Source organism: Bradyrhizobium sp. USDA 4502 (assembly GCF_054063355.1).
Genome location: NZ_JBSSGF010000001.1, coordinates 1,566,241 through 1,579,818, shown reverse-complemented (window position 1 = coordinate 1,579,818; position 13,578 = coordinate 1,566,241). Strand labels below are relative to the sequence as shown.

The 13,578-nt window shown below is 65.3% G+C and carries 13 protein-coding genes; 2 read left to right on the top strand and 11 right to left on the bottom strand.

Annotated elements, in window-relative coordinates:
* Positions 1-7: 7 nt before the first annotated feature.
* The 11 genes from ACVW1B_RS07045 to ACVW1B_RS06995 all read right to left on the bottom strand — a co-directional run bounded on the left by ACVW1B_RS07045 (position 8) and on the right by ACVW1B_RS06995 (position 12,550).
* Positions 8-679: a class I SAM-dependent methyltransferase gene (locus tag ACVW1B_RS07045; RefSeq protein WP_057020220.1), complete on the bottom strand. Its 672-nt coding sequence runs from the start codon at positions 677-679 to the stop codon at positions 8-10.
* An 85-nt stretch (positions 680-764) separates the two neighbouring features.
* Positions 765-1,391, bottom strand: a complete 627-nt coding sequence (locus ACVW1B_RS07040) for a class I SAM-dependent methyltransferase (protein ID WP_057020219.1) — start codon at positions 1,389-1,391, stop codon at positions 765-767.
* A complete protein-coding gene (locus tag ACVW1B_RS07035; protein ID WP_456821410.1) occupies positions 1,388-2,707 on the bottom strand; it encodes a polysaccharide transporter in 1,320 nt (439 codons plus the stop codon). The genes ACVW1B_RS07040 and ACVW1B_RS07035 overlap by 4 nt, the downstream gene beginning before the upstream one ends.
* Positions 2,704-3,996 carry an O-antigen ligase family protein gene (locus ACVW1B_RS07030; protein WP_456821409.1) on the bottom strand — a complete coding sequence of 431 codons (1,293 nt, stop codon included), beginning with the start codon at positions 3,994-3,996 and terminating at the stop codon, positions 2,704-2,706. Before ACVW1B_RS07030 ends, ACVW1B_RS07035 begins: the two co-directional genes overlap by 4 nt.
* Complete coding sequence (locus ACVW1B_RS07025; protein WP_456821408.1) at positions 3,993-5,108, bottom strand: glycosyltransferase family 4 protein; 1,116 nt, start codon at positions 5,106-5,108, stop codon at positions 3,993-3,995. The genes ACVW1B_RS07030 and ACVW1B_RS07025 overlap by 4 nt, the downstream gene beginning before the upstream one ends.
* A gap of 3 nt (positions 5,109-5,111) precedes the next feature.
* Positions 5,112-5,870, bottom strand: coding sequence for a class I SAM-dependent methyltransferase (locus ACVW1B_RS07020; RefSeq protein ID WP_456821407.1), 759 nt, complete (start codon positions 5,868-5,870; stop codon positions 5,112-5,114).
* Positions 5,867-6,679, bottom strand: a complete 813-nt coding sequence (locus tag ACVW1B_RS07015; protein ID WP_456821406.1) for a hypothetical protein — start codon at positions 6,677-6,679, stop codon at positions 5,867-5,869. Before ACVW1B_RS07015 ends, ACVW1B_RS07020 begins: the two co-directional genes overlap by 4 nt.
* A 13-nt stretch (positions 6,680-6,692) precedes the next feature.
* Complete coding sequence (locus tag ACVW1B_RS07010; protein ID WP_456821405.1) at positions 6,693-8,966, bottom strand: polysaccharide biosynthesis tyrosine autokinase; 2,274 nt, start codon at positions 8,964-8,966, stop codon at positions 6,693-6,695.
* A 129-nt stretch (positions 8,967-9,095) separates the two neighbouring features.
* Entirely contained in the window at positions 9,096-9,761 is a 666-nt protein-coding gene (locus tag ACVW1B_RS07005; RefSeq protein WP_456821404.1) for a hypothetical protein, read from the bottom strand.
* A 58-nt stretch (positions 9,762-9,819) separates the two neighbouring features.
* Positions 9,820-11,334, bottom strand: coding sequence for an O-antigen ligase family protein (locus ACVW1B_RS07000; protein WP_456821403.1), 1,515 nt, complete (start codon positions 11,332-11,334; stop codon positions 9,820-9,822).
* A 31-nt stretch (positions 11,335-11,365) separates the two neighbouring features.
* The gene (locus tag ACVW1B_RS06995; protein WP_194295410.1) at positions 11,366-12,550 is read right to left on the bottom strand and encodes a polysaccharide biosynthesis/export family protein; all 1,185 of its coding nucleotides are present in this window, start codon (positions 12,548-12,550) and stop codon (positions 11,366-11,368) included.
* Between the two features lie 225 nt (positions 12,551-12,775).
* Here ACVW1B_RS06995 and ACVW1B_RS06990 point away from each other — a divergent pair, with 225 nt between their 5' ends.
* Together ACVW1B_RS06990 and ACVW1B_RS06985 are read left to right on the top strand one after the other, a co-directional pair.
* Positions 12,776-13,084 carry a hypothetical protein gene (locus ACVW1B_RS06990; RefSeq protein WP_456821402.1) on the top strand — a complete coding sequence of 103 codons (309 nt, stop codon included), beginning with the start codon at positions 12,776-12,778 and terminating at the stop codon, positions 13,082-13,084.
* A gap of 104 nt (positions 13,085-13,188) precedes the next feature.
* Positions 13,189-13,473, top strand: a complete 285-nt coding sequence (locus ACVW1B_RS06985; protein ID WP_316394481.1) for a hypothetical protein — start codon at positions 13,189-13,191, stop codon at positions 13,471-13,473.
* Positions 13,474-13,578: the final 105 nt, after the last annotated feature.

Here is a 13,578-nt window from a genome sequence, read left to right as displayed (position 1 = left end):
AGCTGCCTCAGGCCTTGATCGCCATCAGCGATTTGGTCATGCCGAGATAGCGTTCGCGATAGATCTTCGCGTCCGGAAACGTTTCGGTCATCTCTCGCCAGTCGAACAGATGCCAGTCGGGCGCGGTGCGCTTGAACCAGAAGCGATTGAATCGCTCGATCAGCGCGATCTGCAGCCGCCTCGGCAGCAAGACGATGATGCCCGGCAGCCAGGTATGGCTTTCGATCGGAAAGTACCGGTACGGCGTCTGCACGTAGAAGGACTTTGCGACCCGCGAGATCTCGCCCGCAAAACGGTTCTGATGCGCGCGCGCGATGCTCTGAAACGCCGCTTCGTCCTCGATCGTCACGACATCCTGCTTCGGCCCGGTGACATGTTCGATCACCGACGAGCAGAAGCAGAAGTCGAACGCCTGATCGTCGAACGGCAAGCGCTCGGTCTCCCGGAGCAGGACCGTCTTGAACCCAAAGCGCTCGCGCGCGGCTTTGAGATCGTCGGCCGAGATGTCACAGACCGTGATGTCGGTATGGCGCGGCAGGATCGCGCGAATGTGCCGGCCGGTCCCGCCGCCAAGATCGAGGATTTTCGCATCGAGCGGCAGGTTCACGGTGCGGACGAGGAATTCGCCGCGCCGCTGGCGCGCTGCATTGGAAAATCGGGCTTGAATCGCACCCAGCAAGGTCAGTCTCCTGCTACCGGCCGGTCCGGTCTAGCACGGCATGCGCGATCCCTCACGCTACGATGCATCGATTTTCCTGTCGCGCTCACTTGATGGCCTCGAAGAAGATCGACTCGTCCGGCCGGTTGTCGAGCCGGTCGATGTCGGGACAGACCCCCTCGCGATAGGCACGGGTGTAGGTTTCCGAACAGCCGGCGTTGCGGAATAGCGCGGCGAGCGAGGCGCGGGTAAAGCCCCAGTGATGCGCGAAGGCGGCCTCCTTGCGGCGATCGATCTCGAAAACGCCCTTGAGGAAAGCCAGCGGCGCCGCCGGATCGTAGAGCGCGACGATCCGCTCCATGTCGGGGACGACGATGCGACATACCCCGCCAGGCGCCAGCACCCGCGCGATCTCGCGCGCCAGCCGCTCGACCTCGTCAGGAAACAGGTGCTCGAAGACGTGCGCGCTGAACACCGCCGAGAGGCTGCGATCCGCGAACGGCAGCGGCTTGGTCAGGTTCATGTGGCGCAGTCCGGCAAACTTGCCTTGGCGATGCTCGGCATAGCGGGCATCGCTCAGCATGCCGGCGAGATGTAGCGCTTTCGCCGCGAACGGCACCCGCGCGATCCACAGGTGCATCGTGATGTCGGTATTGATCCAGCCGTCGATGCCGCAATTGAAGGCGCCGATATGCAGCTTTTCGAGCGAGCCGCCGCGCGCGTCGTCGGTCATGTCCGCTCCCGCGCCGAATTGGTCAGCACAACCGTGATCACCGACGCCGCGCTGGAGGCCACCATCGCCGCAACCGCGCCCATCACCTGCCAGGCCTCGGCTGCGAACGGCAGGACGCAGCACAGCGCAACGAGGCCGGCAATCCGGCTCAGCATGAACCGCTGCGGCTTGCCGGTCGCAAACAGCGGCAGAGCGAGGCCGAGCCACACCGCGTCGAGCGCCATCGCAGCGCCCATCAAGGCGAGGCTGCCGGTACCGATCTCATAGCTCTGTCCGTGGATGACAAGCGCCAGAATGCGCTGGCCGAGCAGCACGACCGCCGCCCCATAGGCCGCGGCGATCGACCCGAGCAACAGGGCATTTTCGCGCGCGGCAGCGGCGACCGCGCTGCGCCGGCCGGCGCGCAGTTCGGCCGCGATTTCCGGCAGGCGAACCGAGAACATCGTCGCGCAAAATTGGCTGAGCGGTGCGAACACCAACAGCAGGATTCGCAGCGACGCGCTCGCGTCCAGCCCGATCAGGAAGCCGCACACCGGGATCAGCCCGATGCTGCCGATCCAGTAGGTGAGCGAGGTCGCGACGAACCAGCGCCCGTTCCGAAACAGCCGCCGCAGCGAGCCGCGGAAGATTCTGGCTTGCGGCCAGGCCAGCTCGCGGGTGTGGGCCAGCAGCAGGCTGCCGGCGAGCGCGGCCGAGATCGCGATACACGCCATCGCCGCGGCGGCGCCGGCGAGCTTGAGCGCGATCATCAGCCCGGCCGAGACGACCAGCGCCACGCAATAGGTCAGCGAGGACGCCAGCGCGCGCGGCAGTCGCCCGTCGAGATAGCAGATCCGGCGGAACATGCTCTGCAGCCGAACCGCCGGGATCGCGAGCCCGGTTGCGATCACGAGCCCGCCGGCCTCCCCGCCGACGGCTGCGATCACAAGGCCCGCACTCACCAGCAGCAGGCCGAACGCACCCGAGACGAGCAGCGACGATAGATAGAGGCCGAGCCGCAGCTGCGGCCATAGCGATTTCGGAATCCGGTGCGCAGCCGCCGGCAGCCCGTCGTCGAACAGACCGCGCAGAAACACCGCCTCGATCAGGATCGACAGCGACCAGGCGACGCTGAACCTGCCGAACGAATTGATGTCGAGCACATTGGCGAGCACGATCGTCAGCACGAAGGCGGAGCCGCTCAGCAGCGCCTGATCGATCAGGCCGAGCGCGACATTGCCCCCGGCCCGCCGCAGCCGGCAGAGTAATCCGCTCACGGCACCGGCGACCCGGGCCTGAGCCGCCACCCGGTCCAGCCTGTCGATCAACGCACTCACGCCTCACTCACCCGCAATCTGTTGAATGTCCGCCGCGGCGCCATTTGCAGCCTGGCCTCCGGGCCGAAATAGCACCAGAACACCAGCACGCAGCCGAAATAATTGTGCAGCAGCTGGCTGGAGTCATTGGCCGACGCGATCACGACGAACAGCAGCATCGCGAATGGTGCCAGCCAGTACATCCCTGTCCGCTCGAACGCAAAGACGATCGTGTTCCACAACGCGCGCGCCAGCAGCAGCATATAGAGCGCACCGCCGAGCAGGCCGAACTGGAGAAAGGCGTCAAGATAGGAGTTCTCGAACGAGCCGAATTCGGTATTCCACGGCGCCATGCTCGTCAGCTCGTTCACCGGCGAGTTCGGCAGTTCGTTGAAGAATCCCGAAAACCCGTAGCCGAGCCAGGGGTGCTGCCAGAAGAAGTGCGGCCAGACCGACCAGAGGAACGAGCGGCCGGTGAGGTTTCCGCTGCGGCCCACCAGCCCGTACAACTCGTCGCTCGGCAGGGCGAACACGACAAGCGCAACAAGAGCGAGGCCAAGCCAATAGATCGAGGCAGCCCCCCTGTGCCCGAGCACCACGAGCACGAGCCCGAAGGTCACGGCAAGCGCCGTCAACATGCTGATCAGCGGACCTGCGGCGCCGGCCGCGGCGAGCGCAAAAAGATGACATCCCATCAGCAGCAGCGTCCAGCCGAACTGGCGGCGCGGTCCTGCCAGCATGCGCACGAAGCAGATCAGCACCATGAGACCGAAGAATGCGCCCGCGAGGTTCTTGTGACCGAACACGCCGGCATAGGCCTGGGTTCCGAGCACCGTCGGCCGATGCAGCGGGTCGTAATCCCATTGCGAGCCGATCACCGGAAACAGCAGGACGTGAACGATCAGCACCACGATCCCGATCCGGAACAGCGCATCGACGAGACGATCGACCGGGCAGCTGATCACGACCCACGCCGAGAACATCGTGGTCAACAGATACATCGCGAACTTGATCGACGAGCCGGCGGGGTCGGCGCTCAGCGCCAGTGATACCAGGGCGAAGGCGATGAACGTCAGATAGAGATGCGACTGCAGCATCAGCAGGCCGAAGCGCATCCGATCGATTGCAATGTGCAGCACCAGGAGGATGTAGAGCAGCAGCCAGGCGCCGCGGAACAGCGTGGATTCCCCGGCCCTTTCCGCGAACGAGATGCCCTCGATGAAATTGAACAGGAAATAGATGCAGCCGAGCACCATCACCAGATAGGCGTGCAGAAAGACATCGGTTCGCAGCCACCATCTGCCGATCATTGCACGGCCTCCTGCCGGGCCGGAGCCCTCAAGAGATGATCGACCGCGGCCGCAAAACGCGCCGCCGCGTCGGCAAGCGCATCGCGTCGCACGCTCTGCCGGGCCTGCCGCGACATCGCCTCCCAGTGCGCGGGATGTTCGAGCAAGCCGCGCGCCGCGTCGACCCAAACCTGTTCATCGAGCGCGCAAACATAGCCGTTGTCCTGGTCACGGACCAACTCGCCGCCTGCCCCGACATGGGGCGACACCAGGCACGGAACCCCGCACTGCAGGGCCTCGTTGCACACCAGGCCCCACGGTTCCAGCAGTGAAGGCAGCAGCAGCAGCCGCGACTGCAGAAAAACGTCCGATATCGCCTGCCACGGCAGGTAGCGGTCGTGGCTGACGTCGATGCCGGCACCGCCGAACCGCGCCAGCATGCGCCGTTCGGCGGTGCCGGACCCGACCACACGCACCTTCAGCCCGGGCACGATCCCACCAAGCGCGATCGCGACGTTCTCGAAGAAGATCGCGTTCTTGGCGTCGTCATTGAGGCGGGCGCACCAGAGCAGATGAAATGGACGGTCGTCGAATGCCGGCACAATCGCCGGCGGATCCCATGCCGGCACCAACGGCACCACGAACAGATCGTCGGCGCGAACGCCTTCGCCGCGGAAATACGCCCTGCCCTTGTCGCTGCAACACACCACTGCGTCGCACTGGCGCAGCAGCCAGGGTCGCGCCAGACGGTGATAGGCGGTGTTGGGCATCGTCTCGCGCCAGCCGTCGATCGTCAGCGCGAGCGCCTTGCCGTTGGCGCGCGCCCATGCCGCGCCCGCCAGCATCGAGGGATAAAGACCGTTCACGAACAGCAGGTCGGGCGCGAGCGCATTCAAGGCGCGCCCGACCCCGATATTGACATGGGTGTGACGCGACCGCGACAGCGGAATCGATACACCCGGCACCGTGCGCGTGATGTAGCGCGGCGTGAACGAGCCGGCCCAGGAGCGATCGGCCTCCTGCTGTGTACAGGACAGCACGGCGAGATCCAGCCCGCGGCTGGCCAGCTCGTTGTAGAGACGGTTGGTGTAGGGTGTGATCATGTTGTTGAAGACGACCACGCGCGGCGCCATGGCTTACCGGTCCTGCGACAGCGCCTGCGCCTCGTCACGCCGGCAGAGCGCCCCGCAATGATAGGTCGCAAGCCTGGTCGCGAACGCCGGGCCGACCGACAACAGCGACTTCCGCACAATGCTTTTGGCGAGCCCCTTCACCCGCGACGAATGGAACGCATGAACCGGCAGGCTGTGATCATAGGTGCCGAAGCCGGTGACGCGGAGCCCGGCCGTCTCCAGCACCAGGCGGAACGTGTCGGGCGTGTAGAAATTGATATGGCCGATGTCGAGCGTCGATTGCAACGCCCGGCGATTGGTCCGCGCATGCAGCTCACACGGCACCTCGACATAGACGAAGGTCCGCGCGACCCGGGCGAGCTCGTGCAGGAATGCCCGCGGTTCGGGCACGTGCTCCAGGACGTGGCTGGCATAGACGAGGTCGAACGATCCGTCGGCGAACGGGATCGTCGCGCCGTCATAGCTGGACCAGCGAAATGGGGCTGAAGCGGCGCCGTCGATCTCCAGATTGGTCGCGGGATCGATCACGTCGATGCCGGTGAAGTCGCGGCCGACGCCGATCGCCGACAGCCGCGCCAGCACGGCGCCGGTGCCGCAGCCGACCTCGAGCACATAGCCGACCTTCGCGGCGGCTGCGCCGAGCAAGCCGGCGATATGATCCGCCTTGTCGACCGCGCAGACGCGGCGCCAGTCGCGCTCCTCCGCCGAATAGACGCCCTCATAATGCGCGTTGTGCTGTCCGATGCAAAATTCCATCGTCATGGCTTAGCCCTCGCCTCCGGCGGCATTCGGGCAAGCTCGTCGAGGCGGTCGTTCGATTTGCGCTCCCAATTGCGCCGTTCCGCCGGCGAGCGGCGGTCGAGATCGTATCCAATGTCGGCCATGGTGCGGGTCAGGATGTCGACGTTCCGTTGCGGGACAGCTGCAAGGCCGGCCAGCAACTTGTCGCGGTGTGCCCAGCCCGGTCCCTTCAGGAGATCGATTGCCTCGGTGTACAGTTCGGTCTTCACGAGACGCGCGAACTCGGCAACCACGTCGGACGAAAGGTCAGGCGGCAGCGCGTCGAACATTGCGAGCGCCATCGCGCTGCGCTTGACTACGATCCAACCCTCATTGGGTCCGAGCCGGTACGACATCCGCAGCAGGTCGAAATTGGCGTCGCTCAAGCCCTGCCGTATATTGCGAAGCCAGAACAGCACGAGCCAAAGATAGGGTTCGGCCGGCGCGCAGCCGAGCGATTTGCGGACGGCTTCGTCAAGCTCGCCCATCCGGGCGTCGACCTGCGCGCCGGATGCAAGCGCGTTCTCGGTGAGCCGCAGCCGGATCACCGCCACGCTGCGATCGATCGCCGGTATGCAATCCTTCTCCGCCACGGCGCGCGACAGCAGCGGACCGAGGTCGTCGAGCTCGGCGTCGCTGACCGATACGTTGCGAAGGATCAGGTCCTTTGCGCCGTCGAGCCGGGTCTGGTCGACAAAGGCCGGCAAGGTGGTCGTGCCCCAGGCGACGGACGAGCATGCGACCGCGGCCAGCAAGCCGCGCGCAAGCCAGGCGGCTGCGCGCCCGGGCATCCCGCCGTGCGTCTCACTCGGTGTAGCCATATCGCCCATAGTGCGAGTTGTAATAGTAGTTCTTGCCGCCATAGCCGCTATAGCGGCTCATCGCGGCAATATCGGCCTTGTTGAGCACGACGCCGAGCAGGTTCTCGTTGACCGCTCGCGCACTGCGCAGCGCACGCTCGACCACCTGCACCTGGGTCTTGCCCCATTCAACGATGAAGACGAAGGAATCGACGAAGTGGGCGGTGATGCGGACATCGACCACCGGCGTGAGCGGCGGGAAATCGACGATCACGTAGTCATAATGGCTGCGGGCCCCGTCGATGAAATCCCTCATCTGGTCGGAGGCCAGCACGTCGTGCGAATGGGCGATGCGCGATCGCGTGGCGCCAGGCAGGAAGGCGAGGCCGGTCTCGGGATCGCGCCATAGCGTGTCCTGCAAGGTCGCATTGTTCGACAGCACGTCGAGGATGCCGCGCTCGGCAGTCGCGGCGACCTTGCGGCTGAGCGAGGGATTGCGCAGATCGCAATCGATCAGGAGCACGCGGGCCCCGCTCTGGGCAACCAGTTGCGCAAATACGAAGGCCAGCGTCGACTTACCCTCGTTGGGCAGCGCCGAGGTCAACCCGAGGATCTTCGACGGCTTGGTGACGTTGAGGTCGGCATTGACCTTGATCGAGCGGATCGCTTCCGAGAACCGCGAGAATGGCGAATCGATCGCCGCCCACAGCACCGGCTCGTCGCCGCGCCGGATCGTGCGCGGACCGATCGGCAGATTGGGACGACCGGCGACCGGCGCCTTGATCTGGCCCGGCGAGACGCGGGGAACGATGGCGACGCAGTCGGCCTCGAGGATCGTCTCGACCATTTCAGCGGTGCGGAACACCCGGTCATAGAGGTCGCGCAACACGCCGAGCCCGAGCCCGGCGATCAGGCCGCCGAGGGCCGAGAGCGCGAGCACGACCAAGGTTTGCGGATGGCTCTTGCTGAGCGGACGCGAGGCACGGGTGATCACCCGCGCCTCGCTGACCGGGAACGACTGCTGCTGCACGTTTTCCATGTAGCGCTGCAGGAAATTGTCGTAGAGCGAGCGATAGGTCTGCGCCGAGCTCTCGAGCTCGCGCAGCGTTACCTGCGCCTGGTTGGTCGACTGCGACTGCGACACCGAGTCGTTCACGGCGCGCTCGATCTCGTTCTGGCGCTGCAGGGCGATCGCATAGTCGCTCTTGTAACTTTCGGCGAGCCGCTTCAGCTCGTCCACAATCGACGACTGGATCTCGCGCATCTGGTTGCGCAGGTTGACGGCGGCCAAATGATTGTAGCCGTAGCGCGACGACCAGTCGGCCTCGCGGTTGGCCAACTCGAGATATTGCGAGCGCAGCTTGGTGATGACCTGGTTGTTCAGGGTATCGGCCACCGTCGCATCGGGGACGCCCCCCTTCACCACCGCCTCGATGCGGTCGAGCTTGGCCTTGGCGTCGGTGACCTGCGACTTCACGTGGAGCAGCTGGGTGTTGAGTTCGCCGAGCTGCTGCTCGTTGAGCAGCTTGCCGCTGGAGGTGACGATGTTGTTGGTCTTCTTGTAGTCGAGCACCGCGCGCTCGGCGTTGGATGCCTGCGTGCGCAGCTCCTGGATGCGGTCCTGCAGCCAGACACTGGCGCGGCGCGTCGCCTGATATTTGGAATCGAGCTGATCGACGATATAGGCGTCGGCGACGGCGTTCGCGATCTGCGCCGCGCGCTCGGGATCGAGCGAGCGGAAGCTGACCTCGATCACATAGGTCATGCCGCGGCGGCGGACGTCGAGCTGCTTCTGGAACGTGCGGACCGCGCGCCGGGTCCGGTCGAATTCGGTGGGCGGCACCCCGCCGGCGAGCAGGCCGGACACGAAATCGAGCACGGCTCCTACCGCGCCGGCTCTGGAGCCAACGAATTCCGGATCCTCGTTGAGCTTGAGGTCGCGGATCACCGCGAGCGCCACATTCTCCGACTTCAGGATTTCGACCTGGCTCTCGACCGCGGCGGAATCGACGGGGGCCTCGCTCACCGGCGATTGCTGCTGGAAGGCCTGGAATTTGCGCGTGTCGATGATCATCGTGGCAAGCGCCGTATAGCTCGGCGCCGCCGTCGCCAGATAGCAGATGCCGCCGAACAGGCAGAGCGCGGCGGTCCCGAGGATGACCCAGTATTGCCGGAGCAGATAGGTGACGAAGGCGTCGAAGGTTTCCGCCAGCGACGGCAATTCGGCCGGACGATTTCTCAGATCGACAGACGGCGAAATCTGGTTGCGCTGAAGCATCTCGTCCTATCGTCGCGCCGGCAGGATGGATCCTGCCCTCGCGCCCTCCAATGATCCTGGGAAGCGTCCCGCCGCTGACACCGAAGCGCGTTGCTGCAGAAAGTTCTCCATTGGCGATCGGACGTCCGCTCAGGGGGTAACTGTTGAAATGAGTGTGGTGCCGGTGCCCGTGGCCGTACCAGACGTCGTGCTGCCCGAACTGCTGACCGACGAGGTGAAGCTGAAGATGCCGGTGTTCACGCTGTTGCCGTCGATGGCCTCGAGCGTGCCGCCGCCGGCGCCGCTGGCGCCCAGCGCGCTGGTCTGGCCGCCGGATGCGCCGGCGCTGCCCGCGCCGCCGGCGCCGGTCGCCGCGGTGCCGCTGTCACCCGATGCAGCAGCAAACGCCATCACGGTGTCGAGATCCTTGGTGTCGGCAATCGCCTGCTGGATGCGCGTCGCGTAGGGCTGGTTGCTGCGCACCACGATGCGCGCGGCCTGGGCGAGGCCGGCAGCGATCGCCGTCTTCTGGTCCTTGCTTGCCTTGGCGAGCAGCGCAATCAGCGGATCGAGCGATGTCGGATCGTTGAGGGCGAAATCGCGCGCCCGCGAGGTCAACTCCACGCCTGCATTCGGATACTGGGTCAGTAGCTGCTCGGGATTGGCCTTGAAATTGGTGAGCGCCTGGGACAGCTGGATCAGCCCGCCAGTTGTCTCCGCCAGCGCCGCGCCACCGGGTATCGCGAGCACCAACATCACCACCAACGTCGCCAGGCGCGGGGCGGAAAAGCCGCCGGATCGCTCAAATGTGAACACAGCTATCTCCCTAACGAATACTAACAGTTCGTTAGCATAGTCAGAGTTATCGCGCCAATTAAATAGCCTCGCCGGCCGCGGCCGGGCCGTGGCGCGCGAAATCAGCGTTAACCGGCCGCCCGACCGTAGCACGGGCGTCACGGTCGGAGCCGCCACCGCCGGCGCCGCTGCCGGAGCGGAAGGATTGCGACAGGCCTGCCCCGAGCAAGGCCGCGATAACAACGGCATAGCCGGTGATCTGGAGCGAGAAATCGATCATCGAATGGAGCGCGCCGGCGACCGACGCGCAGAGCGCCGCGAGCGGCACGATCACGTCGCGGCGACGGGTCCGCACGCCATGCGCAAGCACGACGAACGCCGCGAGCAGCGCGATCATGGTGGCGCCGGCCATTAACATTCCGCCGTCGGACGCCAGTTCGAGCCAGCTGTTGTGCGCCCGGTTCCAGGTCCCGCGCAGCGAGATGTCGTCGGTGCGATAGGCCGGATAGACCCATTCGAAGGTCCCGAAACCATCGCCGAGCCACGGGTGATCCCAGATCATCCGCAACGTTGCGCGATAAGTCGAGAACCGTCCCTCATCCGACAGGCCCATCGTGCTGAAGCGCGCGCCGACGCCGCCGCCGAGAAGCTGCAGCAGTGCCAGCGCGACCAGGCTGCCAACCCCGAGCGCCACGATCATGCCGTAGCGGCGCGGCACCCGGTTGCGGAAGAAGATCGCGGCAGCCGCGACCGCAGCGAGCAGCGAGATCCCGACGCCGCCGCGCGAGCCGGTCAGAAACATCGCCAGCAGGCAAGTGAGCCAGCCGAACGCATGGCCGGCGAGCCGGCGCCGCGCCGGCATAGCGAGGCGCGCGAGCAGCCGTGACAGGCCGGCACGGCGCGGCGGCCAATGCCGCTCGATCAACTCGCAGCCGAACAACAGCCAGATCAGCGCGCAGCAACCGTAGTAGATGCCGGCCGTGTTGCGATTGACGAAGGGCGATGTCAGCCACGCCAGGTGCGCCTGCTTCTCGTGCACCAGGTAGATCCGGGTGGGATCGATCGTGAAAGTGATGATGCCGCAGATCGCATAGACCAGCCCCGCCGCGGCCACCGCCCGCAACAACCCGCGCGCCAGTCTGCGGTTGGCACCGAGCACGACGCCGATGGCGAAGCTGAGCAGGCAAACGATTCCGACGCCGATCGAATAGAACGGCTGACCGCGCGCCATCGACGCGGCCGGCGGCAGCTCGGCAGGCAGCAATTTGCCGGCCTGCGCCCACAACGCGTTTGGCGCCACACCCGACCAGGGCCGGACAGCCGACTGCTCGTGCAGCACCAGCATGGCAAGCGCCGTCAACAGCGCCGTCACCGCGAGGATCGCGAGCTGACTGCCGCGCAGGCGCATCGGCAATACTCCAAGCAGTGCAATCCCGAGCAGGATCGACCAGATCGCGGGCGCAACTGTACCGACCGAGCCGAGCGGCAGCGGCGCCAAAGCGATGACGGCGCAGAACAGCCACGATGACCAGCGCACCGGCCACGGCAATGCCGTCGCCTCGCTTGAGCCGGAAGGTAATCTTACGCGTGTCATGAAGCCGGCCGTGCCGGCTCACGCCCCAGTATCAGGGCGCAAGCTTGATCGAGTTACGAAGTAAGGTTGCGTTGTAGGCGGCCACGATCGGATCGTTCGCCGTTGCGGTCACGAGGCGGATCTGCTGCATCACCTTGGCGTCCTCAACGGATGCCGCGTTCGACGCATAGAGCACGTCCTTGTTGCGCAACTGGAAACGCGTGGCCAGGAAATAGCCGGCCGGATCGCGGAAATTGATGTTGTAGACGACCGGGATGATCGGCCCTGAATATTTGCTGACGTCGACGCCAAGCTTGGCCGCCACTTCCGGCAGTTCGCCGCGATAGACGAACACCGAGGCCGGATCGGCCGAGGAGTCGTTCAAGCCGCCCGCCTTGGCGACGGCTTCGGCGAGCGAGATGCGCCAGGCCTCGAAATTGAACTGGCCCTGCGCGCCCGACGCGCCGAAGGCGACGAAGGTTTGCGGCTCGCGGTAGACATAAATGGTGTCGCCGGGATGGGCGTAGATATTGCTCTTGGGCTCGTAGACCAGCTGGCCGAACGGCACCGTAGTACGTTTGCCGTCGCGCTCGAGCATGACCCATGTGTCAAAACCCTGCCCTTTCGGGCCGCCGGCGCGCGTGATGGCGTCAAGCACGTGCTCACCCGCGGCATTGGCGGGGAAGCGGTTCGGCGAATTGACCTCGCCGAGCACGGAGATCAGCGAGGTGCGCTGCTCGATCAGGGCGACCACGGCCTGCGGCTCGATCGCGCGATTCTTCAACGCATCGACGATCGAGCGCTGCACTTCGGTCGGTGTGCGGTTCTTGGCGCGGATCGCGCCGGCATAGGGCACCGAGATATTGCCGTCGGTATCGACGTTCTGGTTCGGCAGCGTGATGTAGTTGCCGGGACGCACGCCGGCCTCGACCGGAATGAACAGGCCGCCGGCGGCGGCCTCGAAGATCGTGACGCTGACGACGTCGCCGATGCCGAAGCGGATGTCCTTCGGCGGCGGGCCCTGGATGCCACCGGCGAGTTGCGGCGCGAACGACGCCAGCACGTTCTCGATCTGCGGTGTGATCTTGACCATCGCATAGGGCAGGCTTTCAGGATCGCGCTGCCCGGCCACGACATCGGAGCTCGTCGGACCGTTGGTCGGCATGTAATGGCAACCGCTGACCCAACAGGCGGCCGCAAGCAATAACATCACCCGAATGAAAATCGCACGCGACATCTAAATACTCCGGCCGTGCCGTAACACGCCGACTATCACAATCACAAGTTTCCGCGATATATTGCGATGCAATTGATAAATAATGTTAGCGAGGTGAGGCAATTCGGCGACACCGGCGCACCGCCGTGAGACAAAGCCCCGCGCGCCGTCACTCCGGCTTTGCTTTCGTCCGATCTCCCCGTTATCTGTGAATGAGATGGTTTGAGTTAACCGATTGAGGGTTCGATGGCCCGCAGGAAGCTACCCGCGATCGCGTTGGGAATGGTCGCCTTGCCGCTGATAGGCGCCCTCGGCGGCTCCGGGGTTTTCGCCGCAGAACTAAGCGTTTCCCCGGCCCCGCGCGCCGTGCAACGGGTCAGCGGCAATTGTCAGCGGCTGCAATATTGTCGTGGCGACGTCTGCCAGTGGAAACGGGTTTGCTGGCACGGCTGTCCCGATCGCTACTCCTGCGCGCCGCTCTACGGCGCCTATGGACCGTATGGCGGCCGCGATTATTGGGCTGCCTATAGTTCCGGCGATCTGCGCCCGTTCTGAATGTTAATCGACTAACAAAACCACAGGCCATCGAGCTCGGCCGGCACCGCGCCGGCCCGCTGGCGACGCGCGGGTTAACCCCGGCTTAGGCCCGGCCCGATACCATGCGGGCGCAGGGTTTGGTTATGTTATTTGTTTTCCTTGGCAATTTGATCGGCGGCACCGTTCTCGGTCTGCGCCAGCACTGTCTGGTGCTGGCGCCGGTGGCGCTCGCGGAACTCGCGCTGTTGGCCGCCATCGGAGTCGGGCGCCTGTCGTGGTCGGAAACCGCGCTGCTCATGATCGCTGCGATCGTAGCGCTGCAAATCGGATATCTGGCAGGCGCCTTCGCGCCGCTGTTCTGGTCTCGCACCTCGACGCCACGTCTCGCCCTGCGCCGTTCGCAATAGCAGGGCATGACACTGCCCGCTTTGGCGTGGCCGATTTCCGTTGACCTCGCGGCAAGCCCGGGGCATCCCGCTGCCTTGCGTCTCATCCTCTGCAGGACCTCCCCC

What these genes read in the sequence shown, in the direction of transcription:
- ACVW1B_RS07030 (WP_456821409.1), bottom strand. Translation starts at nt 3,996, where the DNA reads ATGATCGGCAGATGGTGGCTGCGAACCGATGTCTTTCTGCACGCCTAT.
- ACVW1B_RS07000 (WP_456821403.1), bottom strand. Translation starts at nt 11,334, where the DNA reads ATGACACGCGTAAGATTACCTTCCGGCTCAAGCGAGGCGACGGCATTG.
- ACVW1B_RS07040 (WP_057020219.1), bottom strand. Translation starts at nt 1,391, where the DNA reads ATGACCGACGACGCGCGCGGCGGCTCGCTCGAAAAGCTGCATATCGGC.
- ACVW1B_RS07020 (WP_456821407.1), bottom strand. Translation starts at nt 5,870, where the DNA reads ATGACGATGGAATTTTGCATCGGACAGCACAACGCGCATTATGAGGGC.
- ACVW1B_RS07025 (WP_456821408.1), bottom strand. Translation starts at nt 5,108, where the DNA reads ATGGCGCCGCGCGTGGTCGTCTTCAACAACATGATCACACCCTACACC.
- ACVW1B_RS07010 (WP_456821405.1), bottom strand. Translation starts at nt 8,966, where the DNA reads ATGCTTCAGCGCAACCAGATTTCGCCGTCTGTCGATCTGAGAAATCGT.
- ACVW1B_RS07015 (WP_456821406.1), bottom strand. Translation starts at nt 6,679, where the DNA reads ATGCCCGGGCGCGCAGCCGCCTGGCTTGCGCGCGGCTTGCTGGCCGCG.
- ACVW1B_RS06995 (WP_194295410.1), bottom strand. Translation starts at nt 12,550, where the DNA reads ATGTCGCGTGCGATTTTCATTCGGGTGATGTTATTGCTTGCGGCCGCC.
- ACVW1B_RS06985 (WP_316394481.1), top strand. Translation starts at nt 13,189, where the DNA reads ATGCGGGCGCAGGGTTTGGTTATGTTATTTGTTTTCCTTGGCAATTTG.
- ACVW1B_RS06990 (WP_456821402.1), top strand. Translation starts at nt 12,776, where the DNA reads ATGGCCCGCAGGAAGCTACCCGCGATCGCGTTGGGAATGGTCGCCTTG.